Source organism: Agrobacterium sp. GD03872, from assembly GCF_029840625.1.
In the GTDB taxonomy this organism is placed as follows: Bacteria; Pseudomonadota; Alphaproteobacteria; order Rhizobiales; family Rhizobiaceae; genus Agrobacterium; species Agrobacterium fabrum_A.
The window spans coordinates 109,446-124,915 of the sequence record NZ_JAOCCY010000007.1 but is presented as its reverse complement, the minus strand read 5'-3'; the positions used below and the strand labels follow the sequence as shown (position 1 = coordinate 124,915).

General features: G+C 60.9%; 13 protein-coding genes. 5 read left to right on the top strand and 8 right to left on the bottom strand.

The genetic code is table 11. The features are described 5' to 3' along the window. From tssG to tssA, 8 genes are all read right to left on the bottom strand, one after another. Positions 1–1,005 (bottom strand): type VI secretion system baseplate subunit TssG, encoded by a 1,005-nt coding sequence (gene tssG, locus N5D22_RS17290; RefSeq protein WP_279657089.1) that lies wholly within the window; start codon positions 1,003–1,005, stop codon positions 1–3. Positions 1,006–1,014: 9 nt separating this feature from the next. Continuing rightward, positions 1,015–2,796, bottom strand: a complete 1,782-nt coding sequence (tssF, locus tag N5D22_RS17285) for a type VI secretion system baseplate subunit TssF (protein WP_279657088.1) — start codon at positions 2,794–2,796, stop codon at positions 1,015–1,017. Further along, a complete protein-coding gene (gene tssE / locus N5D22_RS17280; RefSeq protein ID WP_279657087.1) occupies positions 2,789–3,298 on the bottom strand; it encodes a type VI secretion system baseplate subunit TssE in 510 nt (169 codons plus the stop codon). Before tssE ends, tssF begins: the two co-directional genes overlap by 8 nt. Continuing rightward, the gene (locus N5D22_RS17275; protein WP_279657086.1) at positions 3,291–4,115 is read right to left on the bottom strand and encodes a type VI secretion system accessory protein TagJ; all 825 of its coding nucleotides are present in this window, start codon (positions 4,113–4,115) and stop codon (positions 3,291–3,293) included. The genes tssE and N5D22_RS17275 overlap by 8 nt, the downstream gene beginning before the upstream one ends. Next, positions 4,112–5,506, bottom strand: a complete 1,395-nt coding sequence (tssC, locus tag N5D22_RS17270) for a type VI secretion system contractile sheath large subunit (RefSeq protein ID WP_279657085.1) — start codon at positions 5,504–5,506, stop codon at positions 4,112–4,114. The genes N5D22_RS17275 and tssC (N5D22_RS17270) overlap by 4 nt, the downstream gene beginning before the upstream one ends. 55 nt (positions 5,507–5,561) lie before the next feature. Next, positions 5,562–7,043, bottom strand: coding sequence for a type VI secretion system contractile sheath large subunit (gene tssC / locus N5D22_RS17265; protein WP_269345116.1), 1,482 nt, complete (start codon positions 7,041–7,043; stop codon positions 5,562–5,564). Positions 7,044–7,138: 95 nt separating this feature from the next. Continuing rightward, a complete protein-coding gene (gene tssB / locus N5D22_RS17260) occupies positions 7,139–7,648 on the bottom strand; it encodes a type VI secretion system contractile sheath small subunit (RefSeq protein WP_010973761.1) in 510 nt (169 codons plus the stop codon). Between the two features lie 67 nt (positions 7,649–7,715). Then, positions 7,716–8,771, bottom strand: coding sequence for a type VI secretion system protein TssA (tssA, locus tag N5D22_RS17255; protein WP_279657083.1), 1,056 nt, complete (start codon positions 8,769–8,771; stop codon positions 7,716–7,718). Positions 8,772–8,992: 221 nt separating this feature from the next. Here tssA and tssH point away from each other — a divergent pair, with 221 nt between their 5' ends. From tssH to tssI, 5 genes are all read left to right on the top strand, one after another. Then, positions 8,993–11,635: a type VI secretion system ATPase TssH gene (tssH, locus tag N5D22_RS17250; RefSeq protein WP_279657082.1), complete on the top strand. Its 2,643-nt coding sequence runs from the start codon at positions 8,993–8,995 to the stop codon at positions 11,633–11,635. Positions 11,636–11,692: 57 nt separating this feature from the next. Further along, entirely contained in the window at positions 11,693–12,169 is a 477-nt protein-coding gene (locus tag N5D22_RS17245) for an Hcp family type VI secretion system effector (protein WP_003504561.1), read from the top strand. Positions 12,170–12,278: 109 nt separating this feature from the next. Further along, complete coding sequence (locus N5D22_RS17240; protein WP_279657081.1) at positions 12,279–12,668, top strand: Rap1a/Tai family immunity protein; 390 nt, start codon at positions 12,279–12,281, stop codon at positions 12,666–12,668. An 11-nt stretch (positions 12,669–12,679) separates the two neighbouring features. Beyond that, positions 12,680–13,180, top strand: coding sequence for a type VI secretion system amidase effector protein Tae4 (locus N5D22_RS17235; RefSeq protein WP_149743101.1), 501 nt, complete (start codon positions 12,680–12,682; stop codon positions 13,178–13,180). Between the two features lie 13 nt (positions 13,181–13,193). Continuing rightward, positions 13,194–15,458: a type VI secretion system tip protein TssI/VgrG gene (gene tssI / locus N5D22_RS17230; RefSeq protein WP_279657080.1), complete on the top strand. Its 2,265-nt coding sequence runs from the start codon at positions 13,194–13,196 to the stop codon at positions 15,456–15,458. The last annotated feature ends 12 nt before the right edge of the window (positions 15,459–15,470 follow it).

Genomic DNA, 15,470 nt, shown 5'->3' with positions numbered 1-15,470 from the left:
TCACGCGGAAATCGCCGAGCCTTCCCGCTCGGTCACCACAGCATCGGCGCTGTCTTTTTCTGCGGGCGCCACGCGAGCCCAGCTGTTCCAGCCGAGGCGGGCAGGGGCATCGGACTGGCCGAGGCGGCAAAAGGGAATGTCCTCCTTTTTCAGGATCACCTGCACATCGAAATGCAAGGCGCTTCCGGCGAACAGGCGTGTCAGCGAAAATATCTCCGCAAGTCGCTTCGATCCTGGCGTCAGGGCCAGATAATCCGCATAGTCGACGGGACCGATCACGATCCGGAAGCCGCCGCTCATATCTTCAACAGCGCTTCCCGCCGTTGTGTTCTGTCCGAGCCTCAACCCGGATGCCTGTCCGAGCTGGCTTTGTTCGTGAAGCGGCAAAGCCACCCATCGCCGGCGAAACTGTTCGACATTCACCGGAAGTCCCGTGAATTCGCAAAGCATCGAGGTCAGGGCCGAAACATTGCGGTTGCGGCCGGCCAGAAGACCGCTGAAACGCAGGAGCGCATCTTCGCTCACGCCTGCCTTTTCCACCAGACCGGCAGTGCGGAACCCGGTGAGTGCGAGCAGGGTTTTGCGAAAACCGTTCTCCTGCCGCTCGGCCGACCAGCGTAATCCCCTTGCGAGGCGGTATTTTTCCGTCGCGGATACAAACAACTCGCTGAACCTTGCCGCGAACAGATTGAAGAAGCTCGCCAGCGCGCCGGAACGATTGCGCTCCTCCCGCTGCAGCAATTCGCCATAGGCCGGCGGCAGCGAACCGAGCGGCCCGACGATGGGCGCGAAGGCCGATTTCAGTTCGGCCTGGCCGCGTTTGCGGTTGAAACCGCTGATCGCCAGCGAGGTTGGCTGTGTTCCGCCATGGGCGCCGACGACAATCCCGTCATCCGCCGAAACGAGCTGGGCGACGCGAAACGCGGTGGCGGGCTCAAAACGGCCGGGATCGTCGCTGAGAAGCGCCGCCTGCCGGTCTTTCATGGTTGGCGTCTGCTGTTCCATCCCGGTCTCCTAGAGCAGCGGCCGGTCGGCCGCGCGGGCAGGCCAGCGGGCAATCGGTTTGGAGTGGCCGCGCATCGTCGCCGTCAGCCGCGTGAAACTGTTGATCGAGGTGTAGAGCCCGAAGAAATGATTGAGGACATTGGCGAAAACAAATGCGGCAGGCCGCGCGATCAGCGCAGGGTCGAATTCCACGGTGATGTCAGTTCCCGGCACCATGGCCGAGCCGATCCGGGCATGGGAATTCTGCGCCTCGACATTGCTGATCGCCTCCACGAGCTGCCGGGTTTCCGGGCTGTCTCTGAAGGAATAGAGCGAGAGAATGTCCTTCAGCGGCGCGCCGCCGCTGTCGGTGAGGGAGAGATGGTTGAGGAGGAGATGCGAGATCAGCCGCCATTCACGCGCCGAGCGTTCGTTGACGCGGATCGCCGCCGTCGGCGGCATCAGCGCATGGATGGATTTCACCGCCTCGTTACCGGTCGAAAGCTGCAGGAAGGGGTGGCCGCCGCCAAAGGGAAGCTGGCTTGGCAATTCGCGATTGATGCACAGCGTATCGATGCTCGCCACCATGTCGAGCGGTCCCAGCGGTCCGCGCTTCTGATCGACGAAGGCAATGTCCGTATCGGAAGAACCGTCGTCATCGAAACGGCGCTGTATCTGCCAGAACACGTTTGCACCGTTGTTGCGCTGGGTGCGGCCGAAGAACGGGGAGGTCTTTTCGGTCTGCCCGGAACGGCTGGTCAGTTGAACGTTTTCGACGGCATAGATTTCGCGGGTCCGCTGCCGTCGTGCATCCGGCAGCAGCCGGTATTCCGTGCGCGTGCCATCGAGGCTCAGTGGTTCGCAGCTTTGTTTGAACAGGTTGATGACCGGCGAGGCGTTCAGCACGAAATCCCGGACCGATACCATGCGCTCAAGCTGCGTGTCCGCCGCATCCAGATAGATGTAAAGTTCGCAATCGCCGCCGCTCCATTTTTGTAGCCCGTCGATATCGAGAAAGAGAAATTTCTGCGGCAAGGCGAAGAATTCGGTGAGAAGCCGGTATCCGTCAAAACTGTTGGCCGGATAGGGCAACATGGCCTGATCGCGCGTATAGCCGGATGGCGTGAGATTGCCGGCGGGCAGGAAAACGGCTTCCCTGTCCTCGGCGTGCCGCGCAAGCGCCATGCCCACGCAATGATTGGTCAAAAGCTCGTAAAGCGCCGTGGCCTGCTGCCATGCGGCGGACAGAAAAATCTGAAGCTTCGTCAGGCCCATTTCCGGGAAAGTGCCGCCGCGCGGCGCCGTGCTGCGCAGTGAAAGCCGCAGGCAGCTGGCGGCGCCGGCAAACGAGGCCGAAAAAGGCGCGTCGATCGGCTGGCCGGACAGCGTTGCGGCTGCGATTTGCAGCGGCGCGATCTCCACCGCCTGCGTGGTGCGAAAACGGCAGCTTTCACCGCCCACCGGCTCGGCAAGGATTTCGCTGTGTCGTGGAAGCGTCTGCACGGTTGCCAGCGCCGTGCTTGGGGTGAACTGAACCACGCTCATGGACGGGATCGGCGCAAGATAATGCGGGTAGAGCGTTTCCAGCAGGCTGTCCGACAGTTCCGGAAATTCGTCGTCCAGCTTCTGGCGCACACGGGCGGCGGAATAGGCGAAGCTCTGGATCAGCCGTTCGACATGCGGATCGTCGGCGACATCGCCCGTCATGCGCAGCCTGCCGGCGATCTTCGGAAACGCCGCCGCAAAACGCGATGCTCGTTTTCGGAGCGCGAAGAGTTCGTCATTGTATTTTTCGAGAAAGCCGTCAGCCATTCGTCGCCTCCACCAGGAAACGCTGCGTGGACGGATCGATCCGGGATTCGAAGCTGATCGGCGGCATGCCTTCCTGAAGGCGGAAGCTTGCCTGTATGCGCATGCGCAGCGCCCGGTCGCCATCCGTGCGGTTTTTCAGGATCGTCACCTGCACGTCGGCAAGGCGGGTTTCGAACAGGGAAATCCGCCGTTCGATGCTGCGCGCAAGATGCGTCTTGGAGGCGTCGGTCACCAGATTGGCCGAGAGAATACCGTCCACGCCATAGCTCACCAGCGCATCGGTAAGCTCTTTCAGCGCCGCCGGCGGGCCGGCGGGGTTACGGCGGGTATTGAGCAATGCCTCGAGATCGCGGCGGATCACCTCGCGCATCTCGCGCGCCTGATCCTTCAGGCTGACGAGCATATCCGTTTCCGCATCCGGCGCGTCATCGAGCAGCCGGTCCAGAACGGAGCGCGACAGCGTTCTCTGCCGCGCGCGATATTGCTCGAGCGGATCAACCACGGGCGATCTGCCTTTCATCGTCGGAGGCGGCGGAAAGGGAACCGATCTCGTGGAACGGCACCACATCGTCGCCGATCAGCAGGCAGCGCTGGCCTTGCCCGGTTGCCAGAGGCTGGTCATCCTCGCTCCATCTGGTTTCCCGACCGAGAAGGAGGCTGACATCGTCCTTCGCACCGTGATAGATCGCCGGAAGCAGCACGGATGCGACCGCGCCATCGCGCAACGTCAGCTCAGCCCCGCGGAAAGCGAGGTCGCGCGGGCGGCTCATCGGGTCGATGGTGAGGCTTTCTATGCGACCGTAATCGATCCAGAGGTAGCGACCGCCATTGGTCAGCACCTCCAGCGCGTGGGGAACCCGGTCGTCCAGATCGCGAATGTCGGCGGCGGTCGCGCCATTATGGCCAATTGGCACATTGCCGCGTTTATCATCGAGTTCAGCCAGTACGGTTCTGGCGGCATCCGCGTCGCCGCTGCGTGCGGCGATATTCGCCCGGATGGCCAGCTGATCGAATTCGGACGGACCGCCGGGAAAATCCGGCACCGCGCCGGTTTCGAACCACGCATTGCGTGCGGCCATGGCGCGCAGCTGATGGCGAAAGAGGGAAAAGCCGACGCTTTCCTGCGGCGAGAATGTTGCGGCCAGATTGCATTGCGCATCGGCCTTCTCGTAGTCGCCGGCAAGGACCAGCAGGTCGATGTAGAAATGGCGGCCATCCTTGTCGGTAGGCTTCGTCTTGACGTGTTCGCGCGCAAGCCCGACCGCGTCCTGCAGCCGGTCATCGTCGAGAAGGCGGGAAATATCGTCGCGCAGCGTCATGCGGGTATCCTTTGCGGCTCGGCCGAAGACCGGGATGCGGCGGCGGGCGGCATCATGGTTTCGGCAATGAGGTGGAAGCTTGTGGAGACGTCATCGAGCTGGAAATGCGGCTGAAGGCGCACGGTGCAGGAGAATGTTCCGGGCTTGCCGGGAACCTCGAAGACGTTGATCCCGGCGGAGCGCAGCGGGTAGCGCGTGCGCAGCGCCGCTTCCGCATCGTCATTGCCGAGCGTGTAGGAGGAAAGCCAGCCTTCCAGCTTGCGCTCTATCGTCGAGGCGTCGCTCAGCTGGCCGATATCGTCGCGCATGATGACCTTGAGGTAATGCGAGAACCGGGAGGCGCACAGCACATATTGCAGCATGGCCGCGAGGCGGGCGTTCTGTCTTGCCGCTTCGCTGGAATAATGGCCGGGCGCATGCAGGGACTGGTTGGCGTTGAAGATCGCCATGCCGGAGAGGTAAGTGGTGGAGACGGGCACGATGCCGAGATCGGAAAATTGCTGTTCCTGCCCGGTCGTCAGCTGCACTTCGACGGGTGGCTGCGCGGAAAGACCGTTGCTTTCGATACCTAGATCGAGCGGCGGCAATTGCCGGGAAGAGAGCATGCCGCCATCCACGGCGTCCTGTGTCACACCGCGCAGATCCGCAAACCAGCCGGAATCGACGAAGTTGCGCACCACCACCGTTGCAAAGGCGAAGGCGGCGTTGCCCCACAGCAGGGTCTCGCCGCTTTCCGCCACATGCTCGCGGAATGGAAAACCGTCATCGCGTCCGCGCGCATAGGGCCTGTAGGGAGAGCGCAGCAAAACGCGCGGCGCGACAAGGCCGACAAAGCGGGAATCGTCGCGTGCACGAAGCGCGTTCCACCGCAGCCGTGATTTCTCCTGTTTCAGCCAGGAAAAGTCGTGGACCCGGCTGAGTTCGGCGAAATCCTGCAGGCCGACGGTGGAAGGCGAGGCCGCCGCCACGAAGGGGCAGAAGGCGGCCGCAGCCACCATGCCGATCTGCGACAGCGTGGTGATGGAATCGGCGCCCTGAAGATCATCGGGGGAAAAGGCGTAGTCGCCGATCAACAGGCCGACCGGCTCGCCGCCCGGCATGCCGAATTCGCGATTATAGACGACTTCGAAAAGATGGCTCTGGTCAAAGTCGGTGGCGCGTTCCGTGTTGCGGGCAAGATCGTGCCAGCTGGCATTCAGCAGCTTCACCTTGACGTCTGCACCCCGGCCAGCCTCGCGAACGACCATGGCCAGCCCGCGCCATCTCGCTTCCATCGCCTGAAAATCAGGGTGATGGAGAATGGCGTTCACCTGGCCGGTCAGAGCATCGTCGATGAGGGCGATGAGCTGGTCGGCAAAAATGCGGGCGTCCGGAAAGGACTGATGCGCCATGAGCGGGCTCCGGGTGACGAACGGGGCCGGGGTGGCGGACCACCCCGGTCCGGGTTCAGTTCTTGGACGGAATACGGGCGACCATGCGCAGCGAGGTCGTCAGTTCTTCCATCTGCAACCAGGGCCGCATCCATGCGACCGCATTGTAGGCGCCGGGTTTGCCCGGCACTTCCTGCACGGTCACCTTGGCGTCGCGCAGCGGATATTTGGCGCGGCTTTCTTCGCCCGCCTCGTCATTGGCGTTGACGTAGTTGGCGATCCAGCGGTTGAGCCAGACTTCGCAATCGGACGCCTCCATGAAGGAGCCGATCTTGTCGCGGCCCATGACCTTGAGATAATGCGCGAAGCGCGACGTGGCCATGATATAGGGCAGGCGAGCCGAAACGGCGGCGTTGGCCGTGGCTTCGGGCTTGTCGTAAAGCTTCGGCTTGTGCGCGGTCTGGGCGCCGAAGAACACCGCATAGTCAGTGTTCTTGTAGTGGCAGAGCGGCAGGAAGCCGAGCTTGCCGAGTTCGGCGTCGCGGCGGTCGGTAATGCCCACTTCCGTCGGGCATTTGAGATCGAGATCGCCGTCATCGCTGGAGAAGACGTGCATGGGCAGATTTTCCACCCGGCCGCCATTTTCCGCACCACGGATCGCCGTGCACCAGCCGCTCTTTGCAAAAGCGTCGGTCAGCTTCGTTCCCATGACATAGGCGGCGTTCATCCAGCAATATTCGTCATGCTGCAGGTCGCCATTCACCGCACCCCTGGTTTCGTCATAGGCGAAATCGTCGATGGGGTTGGTTTTCGGACCATAGGGCATGCGCGCGAGAACACGCGGCAAAGCGAGCGTGACGAAACGGGAATCGTCGCTTTCGCGGAAGCTGCGCCACTTGGCATATTCCACCGTATCGAAGATCTTCTCCAGATCGCGCGGACGGGCGAGATCGCGATAATCCTCGAAACCGAACATATGCGGGCTTGCCGCCGAGATGAACGGCGCGAAAGCCGCCGCCGCAATCGACGAGACGCCCTGCAGCAGCTGCACGTCATCGAAGGAATTGTCGAATTCGTAATCGCCGATGATCGCGCCGAGCGGTTCGCCGCCGGGGGTGCCGAATTCGTCTTCGTAGATTGCCTTGAACAGGCGGGACTGGTCGAATTCCACGGCCTTTTCGAGATCGCGCGCCAGTTCCCGCTTGCCGGCGTTCATGACGCGGATCTTCAGGTTGACGCTGGTTTCGGAATTCTTGACGAGATAGTTGAGACCGCGCCAGGTGCCTTCGAGTTTGGCGAATTCCGGAGCCTGCATGATGGCGGCGAGCTGTTCGGAAATCGTCCGGTCCAGTTCGGCAATCGCATGGTTGAGGGTGACGGTGAGGTTGCGGTCATATTTGACCGTTCCCTTCAGCGCCTGGTCGGTCAGCGTGCGCAGAAGATTTTGCGCGCGGTCCGGTTCGGTCTGGCGGGTTGCGGCAACCACCTTGGACAGCAGTCCCTGGTCTTCGGCGGTCGTTGCCTGTGCTTCGCTTTTCAGCAGGCTTTCAGCGCTCATGTTTCAGTCCTTCCACATGCGGCTTTTAAATGCCGCTTGAACAGTTGAAGCCCCGCAGCGGGGCCGTTCGGGGAGGTGTTCCTCCGCACAGGCGATTATTCGCTCGCGCCGTTCTTTTCCTTCAGTTCGGAAACCAGCGTTGCGAGATCGGTCTTGTTCTGCAGAATATCTTCCAGCATCCGTTCCAGATCTTCCGAACGGTCGGCCTTGGAAAGCAGGTCGCGCAGCTCGTTGCGGGCGTCCAGAAGCGCCTTGAGGGCAGGAACCTGCTGCACGACGGCGCCGGGTTCGAAATCGTCCATGCTTTCGAATTTCAGGTTGACCTGCATGTCCGTGCCGTCTTTCTGCAGCGTGTTGGCAACGGAAATGTTGAGGCCAGGCGTCATGCGGCGCATCACCTCGTCGAAATTGTCACGGTCGATCTGAACGAATTTGCGTTCGCCGAACGGTTTCAGCGGCTGGGTCGGATTGCCCGAGAAATCGCCGAGAACGCCGACGACGAAGGGCAGTTCCTTGACCACCATCGCGCCTTCGGTTTCGACTTCGTATTTGATGTGGACGCGGGGCTTGCGAACCCGTTCCAGCTTTTCGTGTACACTTGCCATTTCAACCTCCTTGATGCCCCTTGGCATGGCTGACTGTTAGGGGACGGCGTCTCCGTCCCTTGCCTCGTTATTTTCCGTTGTTGTCTCCGCCGGGCTTGATCCCGGCGGCCGTCAGAACTGCGTTGCGGGCCTGCGTTTCGGGCAGAAGCTCCGCCAGCAGTTCGGAAAAATCCATGCGCCCCCTGCGAACCAGCGTTTCGATGGAGAGCGATATCGGCGAATGCGGTTCGGTCCGGCGAAAGTAACGCGCAACCGAAAGAAGAGTTTCAAACGCTTCATCGCGTGAAGATATGCCCTCCGGCGCGGCTGCGGAGGCCCGAACGGACGGCTGCCGGCCCTCATCAGTGCCCGCAACAGCCGTTGCCGGCTGCTCAACCGGGGCCGGCTCCTGCTCGCGTCCGCCGAGCGTGCGGATGGCGGCGGCGGCTTCGATGAGCGTGTTGCGGATGTTTGAACTGGGGGGCGCGGACTGGCCGCAGCGTTCGGAAAGAACCGCCATGATGGCGTCGAAGCTGGAGAGACAGGCGTTTACCTCGGCCAGATGGGAAGACATGGCGGCAACGCCCGCTTCGGATGCCAGCCGATACAGTTCTTCGCGCCGCTTGCTCTCGTTCGGTCGCTGCGCCAGCTGGAAATCCCAGAGGCTGTGCTCTCCAAATTTCCCTCCGGGGATCAGCGGCGCAAGCCGGAGCGGCTGTACAAGCGTTCCCTCGGTGCCGATGCCGTTCAATCCCGCAAAAGGTGCAAATTTTTCCTCATCATTGTCGCCGCTGATTGAGCGCAATGAGTCCCAGTGGTTGTAAAAAAGATCATTACAAAGCTCATAGATTTCGCGCAGTCCAGGAAAGCCGCGCAGCCGCAGGCTTGCTTCGGCAAGCCACGCCAATATTTCTATGTCCTTGCTTTCGGAATATATAATCTGCAATCCAAGATTGCTGACACTGTCCCAGCTACTGGAGATCCTTAAGTTATCCTGGGGGGATGCGGCGCGCTCTTCTGTGCGCGCCTGGTTTCTTTCATCCTTAATTCTATAGTATATTTCACGGGTTCTTGAATCGTTGCGGATATTATCTCCGCAATTCCCCAAAATTTCTATATCTCTTTTAACATGCTGCGTATCCAAGAGTAGTCTATCCCCAGAAAATTGTAATGGATTTTTCGTAGTTACTTCCCTTACGTGAGGCTATTGATCAGACAGACTTATTCAAAATGTGTCTAAATTGTGGCGTCTATTGTCTAATCTAACCCGATAAAAAATAAACTTCGGGGTGGACAACCCGGTTTCATCATCATAGTTATTCCACGTCACGTTGTGGAATGAACCCGGGGCAGGAGGCTCATTGCATGTCGCATATCGATCTCAATCGCCTCATTGAAGCGCTTGAGCCTGACCTGCGCGTCACCCTTGAAGCTGCGGCTTCCGTCGCGGTGCGTATGGGGCACAGGTACGTGGATATCCCGCATTGGCTGCTGGCGGTTGCAGATGCCGGCATCTATGCGAAAACATTCGAAGAATTAAAAATTCCACTTCCGGTATTGCAGGCGGAAATCAGCCGTAGCCTCGAAGAGGCCGTGATCGGTGACGGCGAGGCCTTGTCGCTCTCCCAGAACGTTCTGACGGCGGGTCGCGAGGCATGGGTTCTTGCGTCGCTGGAGGCCGGTCGCGACCGTGTGACGCTTTGCGACCTGCTTCTGGCGATGGATGAGGAAACCTCGCTCCGTTCTTTCGTCCGCTCCGCATTTCCGTCGCTGAAGGCGATGGATCGTGCGGCGCTCGAACGGCTTCGCAGTTCCGTCGAGGATAGCGGCGGAAAAGAGGTTCCTTCCGCGGCGGCAGGCGCCGGCCAGAACGATTTTCTGCGCCTTTACACCCAGGACATGACCGCCGACGCCCGCAATGGCAAGGTCGATCCGGTGATCGGGCGCGACGATGAACTGCGCCAACTCGTTGATATTCTGACGCGCCGCCGCCAGAACAACCCTATTCTGGTGGGCGAAGCCGGGGTCGGCAAAACGGCGGTCGCCGAAGCGCTGGCGCTGGAAATCGCTTCCGGCAACGTGCCGGAAAAATTGCGCAACGTCCGCCTTCTGAACCTCGATATTTCGCTGCTGCAGGCCGGCGCCGGCGTGAAGGGCGAGTTCGAGCGCCGCCTTCATGGCGTGATCGATGCGGTAAAACGCTCGGCCGAACCGGTCATCCTGTTCATCGACGAGGCGCATGGCCTTGTCGGCGCGGGCGGTGCCGCCGGACAGGGCGATGCGGCCAATATTCTCAAGCCCGCTCTCGCACGCGGAGAAGTGCGCACCGTCGCGGCGACGACCTGGAGCGAATACAAGAAATATTTCGAAAAGGATGCGGCGCTGACGCGTCGTTTCCAGCCCGTGCATGTGCGCGAGCCCGATGAGACGACCGCGATCCGTATGTTGCGCGGTGTCGCCGATAGCTTCGTCAGCCATCATAACGTTATCGTTCGTGACGAGGCGATTGTGGCGGCGGTGCAATTATCGGCGCGTTACATGCCGGCGCGGCAATTGCCGGACAAGGCGGTCAGCCTTCTCGATACGGCCGCGGCCGCCGTTTCGCTGGCGCGCCAGACCCTGCCGGAACGGCTGCGCGCCATGGAAAGCGAGCGGCGTCTTCTGATGGATGAGTTGAACTGGCTTCTGCGTGAACCGCAGGACCAAGAGATGCAAAGCCGTATCCAGTCGATACGCGACGAAGTCGAGAAGCTCGAGAGCGGGATCGACGATCTGCGCGGCCGTTACGATGCGGAAATGGCTGAACTTGGCGAAGAGCAGCCGGCTGAAACCGGCGCGTCGAATGTGTCGCGCCTGCGGCCTGCGGCTGAGACCAAACCGGCAAATGCCGAAAGGCTTGTGCCGACGGTGGTCGACCGTGAAGCGATTGCATCCGTCGTATCGCGATGGACCGGAATTCCGCTCGGTAAACTTCTGGCCGACCAGATCGAAAGCGCGCGCACATTGGATGCGCGCATGCGCCAGCGGGTCGTAGGGCAGGATGCTGCAATTACCCGCATTGCCGATGCCATGCGCACCGCCCGTGCCGGATTGTCCGATCCGCGCCGCCCGCCCGCCGTGTTCTTCCTCGTCGGCATGTCCGGAACGGGCAAGACCGAGACGGCGCTGTCGCTGGCCGATCTGCTCTATGGCGGCAACAGCCATCTGACGACGATCAACATGTCGGAGTTCAAGGAGGAGCACAAGGTTTCGCTGCTTCTCGGTTCGCCGCCCGGTTATGTCGGTTTCGGCGAAGGCGGCGTGTTGACGGAAGCGGTTCGTCGCCGGCCGTTCGGCGTTCTCCTTCTCGATGAGATCGACAAGGCCCATCCCGGCGTCCAGGATATTTTCTATCAGGTGTTCGACAAGGGCGTGCTTCGCGATGGCGAAGGCCGCGATGTCGATTTCAAGAACACCACGATTTTCATGACGGCCAATACCGGTTCGGAGCTGCTGGCCGCGCTCTCCGCCGATCCGGATACGATGCCGGAAGGCGAGGCGCTGGAGGCGCTGCTGATGCCGGAACTGACCAGACAGTTCAAGCCCGCATTCCTCGGGCGCACGATCATCCTTCCCTTCATGCCGCTCGGCGCGGAAGAGCTCGCAAGGATCGTGGATATGCAGATCGGCAAGATCAGGGAGCGCGTTCTCGCAACATACGGCGCCGACCTGACCCTTTCCGATGCCGCGCGCGACGCGTTGGTGGCGCGCGCCGGTGCAAGTGAAATTGGCGCACGCGCCATCGAAATCATGATCGGCAAGGATCTCCTGCCGCCTCTTTCCAGCTTTTTCCTCGAAAAAGTCATCGCGGGAGAACGCGTGGGCAAGATCGTTGTCGATTTTGATGAAAACAGGTTCGGCATTCGTGCCGAAGCGGCTGGGGAAACAGATGAATTCGCCGCAACCGAAAAAGGTGGGGTGGATGAAGTTGCCGCGTCGGATGGGGCTACCCGACGCATGCGGCATTAAACGAAGGGTAACGCGGCCTCGAAGCAAGAGGTCATTTCAGCTACAGGAGCTTACAGCATGCCAATTTATCTGCAGATTGACGGTATCCAGGGCGACGCCACGCATGAGGAACACCGCAAGTGGATGGACATTGAAGCCATTCACTGGAACGTGGCGCGCAACATGAACACGTCTGCCGGTTCTGCTGCAAACCGCGAAGCATCCGAACCGACCATTTCGGAAGTCATTCTGACCAAGGTCAGCGATTCTTCTTCCACCAAGCTTTTCCAGGAAGCCTGCGCCGGCCGCACTGGCAAGCTTGCAACCATCCATCTGGTGACCACCGGCAATCCCGGCAACACCTATATCGAGTATCTGCTGACGAACACGCTCATCGCCAGCTACTCGGTGGATTCCAGCGGTGACCGGCCGGTGGAAACCATCAAGCTCAACTTCACCAAGATGGAAGTGAAGTACACGCCGTTCGACGACAACAACTCGCCGCAGTCTCCGATGATCGCCTCCTACGATCTGGCGACAACCAAGGCGGCTTGATCGCGACGCGACCCGGTGCCGGTATTTGCCGGCACCGGAACCTTTTCATTGCAGTTTTGCAACTCACATCGTGATGTTTCTCATCCACGTTGGACGAGGCGGGTTTATCATGCGCTCCCTACATGCGTTTTTTGTTTCCGTGCCGCTTGTTCTGGCTCTTTCCGGTCTTTCGCCGGCCGGCGCCGAGGAGCGGACATGGATTTTTTCCGGTGCCGAACTCAAACAGGCCATCGAGGGCAAGCTTGCCCCCGAGGTGTCCGATCCGGAAATGCGGCGGCTGGTTTCCGTCGCAAAATCGAGCGCCTATATCGCCGGTGTGGCCGATCTGACAAGCGGATCGGACTGGTGCGGTGCGGGCGCCGTGGCGCCCCATGAACTCACCGACCGGATCTATACCTATCTCGGCGATGTCCCTGCGGAAAAACTGGATGAACAGGCAGCCACTCTCGTGCGGGAGGCGCTCAAGGTCTCCTTTCCCTGTGAGCAGAAAAGTAACTAGTGGGACGAACCATGCGTGTTAACTTTGACACTCTCTATAAGAATTATCCGAGCAGCGACCCGTCGCATCCGAACTATCTCAGCCAGCGTGATCTGTTCACGGAAATCGGCTGGGACGATTTCATCGGCAATCCGAACTATCACAATACCTGCGCCATCCGCGTCAGCATCGCTTTCGTGAAGTCGGGCATCAACATCGTGCCCGCCTCGCACCGCATCCAGAAAGGCCCCTATGCCGGAAAGGGCATAGAGGTGAACATGCGCCGCCTTGCCAACCTGATGAAGCGGACGAGCTATCTCGGTGAACCGGAACCTTTCACGCCCGCGACGGCGCGCAACGGCATCGGCGCGCGCAACGGCGTCGTGGCGTTCAACAATATCCCCGGCTATACCGGCGGCGGTCATATCGATCTCGTGCGGGGCGGCTCGGAGGCCACCCAGTGCGCATCGGCCTGCTACTACAATTCGGAAACAATCTGGTTCTGGCCCCTGCAGTCCAGCCGCGGGTCCTGATTAGGAGTATCCCATGAACGACCAGCCTTCGTTTTCCGATTTCGTTCAGGCGAGCCGCGTTCTGAAGGTGTCTTCGCCGCTCGGCGAGGATCAGCTTCTTCCGGAGCGCTTGTCCGTGGAGGAGGGCGTATCGCAGCTCTTCGACATTCGCCTGACCGTGCGGGCCAAGAAGGAAGCGGTGAAACCCGAGGAACTGATCGGGCGGCTGGTCGACATTTCGATCGAGATAAGCCAGGGCGACGGCGATGGCGGCGGTGTTCGCCGCCCCTTCAACGGCCTGGTGACGGAACTGCATGAAGGTCCGCCGATCACACGCGGCATGCGCTCTTATGCGCTAACGATCCGCCCGCAAATGTGGCTTCTGTCGCGCCGGTCGGATTGCCGTATCTGGATGGACAAGACGGCGGTGGAGGTCGTCGAGACGCTGTTTTCAGAACACGGCATTCCGGCGCCCGATACGTCAGGCATCGTCTCGCCGCCGCCCGCGCAGCACTACAGCGTGCAATGGAATGAGACCGATCTCGATTATCTCACCCGCCGTTTCGAAGAGGACGGCCTGTTCTACTGGTTCAGCCAGGAGGATGGTTCCCACAAGCTGCACGTGGCCGACAGCGCCAGCGGCTGGCTCGGGCCGTCGCCGGCCGCGCAGGGGGAGGGCACGGTGCGCCTGGCGCAGGGTTCGTCGGATCGCAACCACATCAGCGACTGGGCGCGGCGCTTCTCCTATGTCTCCGGCCAGCGTGCGGGTGCGGACTGGAATTTCGAGACGCCGGGCATGGTGCCGGGCACGATGACGCCCTCGCTGGTGCAGATGCCGGATGCGACGAAGCGCGAGCTTTATGAATATCCGGCCCGCATCAAGACAGTGGAAGAGGCCGAGCGGGCGCAGAAACTGCGTACCCAGTCCATCGAAGCCGATCATGACCGTGTCTTCGGCTCGTCGACCACGCGCATTCTGGAGGCCGGCCGTCGTTTCACGCCTTTCGAGGTTGCGCATCCCGAACATGCATACGAAGAACATGTGATCATCAGGGCAAGCCACAACATCGTGGATCTTTCCTATGAAACAAACAGCAACGAGCCGGAATATCGCAACCACTTTGAGGCAATTCCGGCCCGCGTGCCCTTGACACCGCACCGGACGACGAAGCGCCCACGCATCGAGGGCACGCAGGTGGCGATTGTCGCCGGCCCTCAAGGCGAGGAAATCCATCCCGATCAATATGGCCGTATCAAGCTATGGTTCCCGTGGGACCGCAAGGCGAAGAAGGATGGCACGGATACGTGCTGGGTGCGGGTCAGCCAGGCATGGGGCGGCGGCACCTGGGGTGCGCAGGTCATTCCGCGCATCGGCATGGAAGTTATGGTTGCCTTCGTCGATGGCGACCCGGACAAGCCGCTGGTCATCGGCGTGGTCAACAATCCGGCCAATTCCGTGCCTTACGACCTGCCGGCCAACAAGACGCGTATGGTGCTGCGCTCCAACAGCCACAAGGGCGACGGTTTCAACGAAATCACCTTCGAGGATGAGGCTGGCAAGGAGAACCAGTTCTTCCACGCCCAGAAGGACCAGACGACGCGGGTATTGAATGACCGGACCAAGCGCATCGACCGGCACGAGGTCGCCTCGGTCGGCGGCAACCGCGCCGTTGAAGTTTCCGGCAACCAGAAACACGAGATCGGCGGCTCGGTGAACACCGTTGTCGGCGGCACGGGGCCAATGGCGATGATGGCCATGGCGGGCGTGCAGGCACTGTCCGGGCAGACGGCGGGCCTCCTTTCGCAGGCGGCGCAGATCGCCGGCGGCGGCGGCCCTGCTGTTGCGGCTTTCGCCACTACACTGGCGTCATCCGCTCTCGGCTTCCTCGGTGCCGGCGGCCTTTCAGCGCGTGAAGGCGTTGTCTCCGGCTCAAGCCCGCGTGCAGATGCGGGCACGGCACTCGCCGGTTCCGGCTCAGGCGTTGGGTCTGACGCCTCAAGTCTCTTTCCGCTGCCGGGCATCATGAATACAATCGTCAGCACGTTCAAATCCGATAGCGTCGGTGTGGCGCGGACTGAGCAGATCGGCGTGAGCAAGGTTACCAATGTCGGTCAGACGTCGCTGGAAAGCGTCGGAAAGTTCAAGAAAATTGCCGTCGGTGAAGAGTTTGTCATCGAATGCGGCGACTCCAAGTTCGTCATGAAGGCGAATGGTGAGGTCATTATTCTTGGCAAGACCTTCAATTTCGTGGCGACGGATCATTTTCAGCTTCGCGGCAAGCCGATCGATCTGAACTGACGGAGGCCAAGT